Below are 5,878 nucleotides of genomic sequence, written 5' to 3' on the forward strand. Positions count from 1 at the left end.
GGGCGTGACGTCCGTCGGCCTGGGACTGCCCGCCGCCGACGCGGAGCAGGTGGCCGCCGTCGCCGAGGGCGCGCTGCTCGGCGCCTACGCGTTCGACCGCTACCGCTCCCTGCCCGCCGGGGCACGGCCCGCGGCCCGGATCGAGCTGTCGACCCCGCGGGCCCGCGAGGGCGCGGCGAAGGACGCGGCGGCGCGCGCCGCCGTCGTCGCGGACGCGGTCCACGGCGTGCGCGACCTGGTCAACACCTCCCCGCTCGACCTCTTCCCGGCCGCCTTCGCCGACGCCGCCAAGGCCGCGGCCAAGGGCACCAAGGTCAAGGTCACCGTGCTGGACGAGAAGGCGCTCGCCGCGGGCGGCTACGGCGGGCTCGTCGCCGTCGGCCAGGGCTCGTCCCGGCCGCCGCGGCTGGTCAAGCTCACCTACGCGCCCTCGCGCCCCACCCGCTCGGTCGCGATCGTCGGCAAGGGCATCACGTTCGACTCGGGCGGCCTGTCCATCAAGCCCGCGAAGGGCATGGAGGCCATGAAGTCCGACATGGCGGGCGCCGCGGCCGTGCTGCACACCGTGCTCGCCGCGGCGGCGCTCGAGCTGCCGGTCAAGGTCACCGGCTGGCTGTGCCTCGCCGAGAACATGCCCTCGGGGACGGCCCAGCGCCCCTCCGACGTCATCACGCAGCGCGGCGGCACGACCGTCGAGGTGCTCAACACCGACGCCGAGGGCCGCCTGGTCCTCGCCGACGGCCTCGTCGCGGCCTGCGAGGAGAAGCCGGACACGGTCCTGGACATCGCCACGCTGACCGGCGCCCAGATGGTCGCGCTCGGCGCGCGCGTCTCCGCGGTCATGGGCACCGACGAGGTCCGGGCCCACGTGGTCCGCGCGGCCGAGGAGTCCGGCGAGCAGTTCTGGCCCATGCCGCTGCCGTCCGAGCTCCGCGCGAGCCTGAAGTCGCAGGTCGCCGACCTGGCGAACATCGGCGACCGCTTCGGCGGCATGCTCGTGGCCGGGCTGTTCCTGCGCGAGTTCGTCGGCAGCACGCCGTGGGCGCACCTCGACATCGCGGGCCCCGCGTTCAACGAGGCCTCGGCCCACGGCTACACGCCGGTCGGCGGCACCGGCGTGGGCGTGCGCACGCTGCTGCGGCTGCTCGAGTCCTGACGGGCGTCAGCGGCGCACGCGCCGACGCGCGTTCCAGTCGCGCATGCGCTGCGGGTAGCCGGTGAGCTGGACGTCGTAGCAGGGGATGCCGAGGTCCCGGGCGATCGCGTACGCGGTCCTCGGGTCCGGCACCCGGCGCCGCGTCCACTCGCCGGTCGTCGCGATGAGCACGACGGTGGTCTGCGTGACGGAGGTGACCGGCTCGACGTAGGCCTCGACGCCGACGCGGGTGCGGACGAACTCGGCGAGGTGCTGGAGCGTCGCCTGCTGCGCCTCCTTGGCGGAGGGTGCGGGCGCGCCGGCGCCGGAGGGCCCGCGGCGGCGGAAGAGTCGCATCGACACAGCGTACGGCGGGCGCCGCGTCGCGAGCAGGGCGTGAAGTCGTAGGACGACTTGTCGCGCTGATCACACCGGCTCGCCGGTCCTGCGGTTCACGTCCCCTCGCGGGGAGTGACAAGATGACCGGAGCACCCCCGTCTTATCGAGGAGAGACACCATCGTGGCTGACAGCCCCACCGTCTTCGACATCGTCGTCCTGGGCGGAGGGAGCGGCGGCTACGCCGCCGCCCTGCGCGCCACCGAGCTGGGGCTGAGCGTCGCGCTCGTCGAGGCCGAGAAGCTGGGTGGCACCTGCCTGCACTGGGGCTGCATCCCCACCAAGGCGCTGCTGCACGCCGCGGAGCTCGCCGACGGCGCCCGCGAGAGCGAGAAGTTCGGCGTCAAGGCGACGTTCGAGGGCATCGACATGGCGGGTGTCCACGCCTACAAGGACGGCGTCGTCGGCCGCCTGTACAAGGGCCTCCAGGGCCTGGTGAAGGCGCACGGCATCACCTACGTCGAGGGCTACGGGCGCCTGGTCGGCCCGGACACGGTCGAGGTCGACGGCACGCGCTACCAGGGCCGCAACATCATCCTGGCGACGGGCTCCTACGCCCGGTCGCTGCCCGGCCTGGAGATCGGCGGCCGGATCATGACGTCGGACCAGGCGCTCACGCTGGACCGCGTGCCCCAGTCCGCGATCATCCTCGGCGGCGGCGTCATCGGCTCGGAGTTCGCGAGCGTCTGGAAGTCGTTCGGCGCGGACGTCACGATCATCGAGGCGCTCCCCCACCTCGTGCCCAACGAGGACGAGTCGCTGAGCAAGGCCTTCGAGCGCGCCTACCGGAAGCGCAAGATCAACTTCTCGACCGGTGTGCGGTTCAGCAGCGCCACGCAGGACGACCAGTGCGTGCACGTCACGCTCGAGGACGGCAAGACGTTCGACGCCGAGGTGCTCCTCGTGGCCGTCGGCCGCGGGCCGCGCACCGACGGCCTCGGCTACGGCGAGCAGGGCGTCACGCTCGACCGCGGCTTCGTCATCACGAACGAGCGCCTGCACACCGGCGTCGGCAACATCTACGCCGTCGGCGACATCGTGCCCGGCCTGCAGCTCGCGCACCGCGGGTTCGCGCAGGGCATCTTCGTCGCCGAGGAGATCGCCGGGCTCAAGCCCGCGGCGATCGTCGAGTCGGGCATCCCGCGCGTGACCTACTCCGAGCCCGAGGTGGCGTCGGTCGGCGTCACCGAGGCGAAGGCCAAGGAGCTCCACGGCGCGGACAACGTCGAGGTGCTCGAGTACAACCTCGGGGGCAACGGCAAGAGCCAGATCCTCGGTACCGCGGGATTCGTCAAGCTGGTCCGCCAGAAGGACGGGCCCGTCGTCGGGGTGCACATGATCGGTGCGCGGGTCGGCGAGCTCATCGCCGAGGGCCAGCTCATCGTGAACTGGGAGGCCTACCCGGAGGACGTGGCAGGCCTCATCCACGCGCACCCCACCCAGAACGAGGCGATCGGCGAGGCCTTCCTCGCGCTCGCCGGCAAGCCCCTGCACGCCCACAACTGACCCCCATCGAAGGAGACGCGAGGTCATGTCTGACTCCGTGCTGATGCCCGCTCTCGGCGAGAGCGTGACCGAGGGCACCGTGACCCGGTGGCTCAAGCAGGTGGGCGACGAGGTGGCGGTCGACGAGCCGCTGCTCGAGGTGTCCACCGACAAGGTCGACACCGAGATCCCCTCGCCCTTCGCGGGCACCCTGACCGAGATCCTCGTCCAGGAGGACGAGACGGTGGAGGTCGGCACCGCGCTGGCCACCATCGGCGCCGCCGGCGAGTCGGGCGGCTCGGACGAGCAGCCCGCCGACCAGGGTTCCGACCAGGGCTCCCAGGACCAGGGCTCCGGCGACGACGGCGCCCAGGACCAGGCGCCGTCGGCCGACGAGCAGCAGGCCGCCCAGGTTCCCGAGGAGATCACCGAGGCGCCCGCGACGCCCGCGACGCAGGACGAGCCGGTCCAGCCGCAGCAGTCCGGCGGCTCGGGCGGTGGCGCCACCCAGGACGTGACGATGCCCGCGCTCGGCGAGAGCGTCACCGAGGGCACCGTGACGCGCTGGCTGAAGCAGGTCGGTGAGGAGGTCGCCGTCGACGAGCCGCTGCTCGAGGTCTCGACCGACAAGGTCGACACCGAGATCCCGTCTCCCGTCGCCGGCACGCTGGTCGAGATCCTCGTCCAGGAGGACGAGACGGTCGACGTCGGCACGGCGCTGGCCCGCGTGGGCTCGGCCGACTCCGGCGGTTCCGCGACGGTCGCGCAGGCCGGCGGCGAGCAGGCCGACGCGCAGCCCGCCCAGGAGCAGGCGGCACCCGCGGAGCAGCCCGAGGAGCAGGCGGCCGCGCAGACGGCCTCCACGCCCGAGGAGCCGGCGCAGCAGGAGTCCCAGGTGACCCCGCCCCAGCCCTCGGCCGAGGCCAAGGCCCAGGAGCGCTCGCCCGAGACGGCGGCGCCGGGCCAGCCCGCGTACGAGGCCGCCCCGGCCGCATCCTCGAGCGCCCCGGCGCCGTCCGGCGGTGGCACGGGCTACCTGACGCCGCTGGTGCGCAAGCTCGCTGCCGAGAAGGGCGTCGACCTGTCCACGCTCACGGGTACGGGCGTCGGCGGACGCATCCGCAAGGAGGACGTCCTCGAGGCGGCCGCCAAGGCGGAGCAGGAGCGCGCCGCGAAGGCCGAGCAGGAGCGCGCCTCGCAGCAGCAGGCCGCCCCGGCGTCGTCCGCTCCGGCGGCGAAGGCCGCCCCGGCGACCGTCTCCCCGCTGCGCGGCACGACCGAGAAGGCGAGCCGCCTGCGGCAGATCATCGCCTCGCGGATGGTCGAGTCGCTCCAGACGATGGCGCAGCTCACCACCGTCGTCGAGGTGGACGTGACCAAGGTCGCCCGCCTGCGGGCCAAGGCGAAGGGCGACTTCGCGGCTCGCGAGGGCGTCAACCTCACGTTCCTGCCGTTCTTCGTGCTGGCGGCCACGGAGGCCCTCAAGGCGCACCCCAAGGTCAACGGGGTGCTCGAGGGCAACCAGATCACGTACCACGGCGAGGAGAACGTCGGCATCGCGGTCGACACCGAGCGCGGCCTGGTCGTGCCGGTCATCCGCGGCGCGGGCGACCTCAACCTGGCCGGCATCGCGCGGAAGATCGCGGACCTGGCGTCCCGGACGCGCGACAACAAGATCAAGCCGGACGAGCTGAGCGGCGCGACCTTCACCGTGACCAACACGGGCTCCGGCGGCGCGCTGTTCGACACCCCGATCGTGCCCGTCGGCACCTCGGCGATCCTCGGCACGGGCTCGATCGTCAAGCGCCCGGTCGTGGCGAGCGACCCCGACGGCGTGGAGTACATCGCCGTGCGGTCGGTGTGCTACCTCGCCCTGTCGTACGACCACCGCCTGGTGGACGGCGCCGACGCGTCGCGCTACCTCATGTCGGTCAAGAAGCGGATCGAGGAGGGCGACTTCGAGGCCGAGGTCGGGCTCTGAGCTGCGCGGCGACGCCCCGGACCCTCGCGGTCCGGGGCGTCGTCGTGTCCGCCCCCGGCCCCGCGACGCACGCCCCTGCCCTACGGTGAGCGGCATGCACGTCGTCGTCGCCGGATCGCACGGCCTCATCGGCTCGGCCCTCGTGGAGCACCTCGCGACCCGCGGGCACCGGGTGCGCCGCCTCGTGCGGCGCGCGCCGGCCACGAGCCGAGAGATCGGCTGGGACCCCGACCGCGGCCGGCTCGACGCGGAGGAGCTGCGGGCGGCCGACGCCGTCGTCAACCTCGGCGGCGCCGGACTGGGCGACCGCCGCTGGACGCCCGCCTACCGGGCGACCATCCTCCGCAGCCGGACGACGCCGACGGCGCTGCTCGCCCGCACCCTCGCGCGCCTCGACGACCGGCCGCGCGTGCTCCTCCAGGGCTCCGCCGTCGGGTTCTACGGCGACCGGGGGGACGAGGTGCTCACGGAGGCATCGGAGCCCGGGGAGGGCTTCCTGGTCGACGTCGTGCGCGCCTGGGAGGGGGCGGCGCGCCCCGCGCAGGACGCGGGCGTGCGCGTGGCGCACCTGCGCACGGGCATCGTCATGTCCCGCAGCGGCGGCTCCTTCGGGCGCCTCCTGCCCCTGCTGCGCCTCGGTGTCGGCGGGCCGCTCGGCGACGGCTCGGCCGTCTGGGCCTGGATCACCCTCGAGGACCAGGTCCGCGCGATCGAGCACCTGCTCACCGCCGACGTGCACGGTGCGGTCAACCTCACGGGGCCGTCCCCGGCCCGGGTCGGCGACGTGGTCGGCGCGGTGGCGCGCGCGCTGCGCCGGCCCGCGGTCGTCCGCGTGCCGCGCGTGGCGCTGCGCCTGGCGCTCGGCGAGTTCGCCGACGAC

The 5,878-nt window shown here is 74.1% G+C and carries 5 protein-coding genes; 4 read left to right on the forward strand and 1 reads right to left on the reverse strand.

The genetic code is table 11. From position 1 onward, the window contains the following. A partial coding sequence (locus tag IDM29_RS14115; protein ID WP_188037669.1) for a leucyl aminopeptidase occupies window positions 1-1,156 on the forward strand: 1,156 nt, incomplete at its 5' end. Window positions 1,157-1,162: 6 nt separating this feature from the next. On the opposite strand, the gene IDM29_RS14120 is transcribed toward IDM29_RS14115, so the two are convergent. Further along, window positions 1,163-1,492, reverse strand: a complete 330-nt coding sequence (locus tag IDM29_RS14120; protein ID WP_182111371.1) for an oxidoreductase — start codon at window positions 1,490-1,492, stop codon at window positions 1,163-1,165. 163 nt (window positions 1,493-1,655) lie between these two features. On the opposite strand from IDM29_RS14120, the gene lpdA reads away from it, so the two are divergent. From lpdA to IDM29_RS14135, 3 genes are all read left to right on the forward strand, one after another. Continuing rightward, window positions 1,656-3,038: a dihydrolipoyl dehydrogenase gene (gene lpdA, locus IDM29_RS14125; protein ID WP_182111372.1), complete on the forward strand. Its 1,383-nt coding sequence runs from the start codon at window positions 1,656-1,658 to the stop codon at window positions 3,036-3,038. A 25-nt stretch (window positions 3,039-3,063) separates the two neighbouring features. Then, the gene (sucB, locus tag IDM29_RS14130; RefSeq protein WP_182111373.1) at window positions 3,064-4,998 is read left to right on the forward strand and encodes a 2-oxoglutarate dehydrogenase, E2 component, dihydrolipoamide succinyltransferase; all 1,935 of its coding nucleotides are present in this window, start codon (window positions 3,064-3,066) and stop codon (window positions 4,996-4,998) included. A 94-nt stretch (window positions 4,999-5,092) separates the two neighbouring features. Beyond that, the coding region (locus IDM29_RS14135; RefSeq protein ID WP_188037670.1) for a TIGR01777 family oxidoreductase at window positions 5,093-5,878 on the forward strand (786 nt) is incomplete at its 3' end.

This window comes from Actinotalea sp. JY-7885, assembly GCF_014525465.1.
Lineage (GTDB): Bacteria > Actinomycetota > Actinomycetes > Actinomycetales > Cellulomonadaceae > Actinotalea.

Bases quoted from the DNA above. Each gene is read 5' to 3' on its own strand.
- sucB (WP_182111373.1), top strand. From the start codon at position 3,064: ATGTCTGACTCCGTGCTGATGCCCGCTCTCGGCGAGAGCGTGACCGAG.
- IDM29_RS14120 (WP_182111371.1), bottom strand. From the start codon at position 1,492: ATGCGACTCTTCCGCCGCCGCGGGCCCTCCGGCGCCGGCGCGCCCGCA.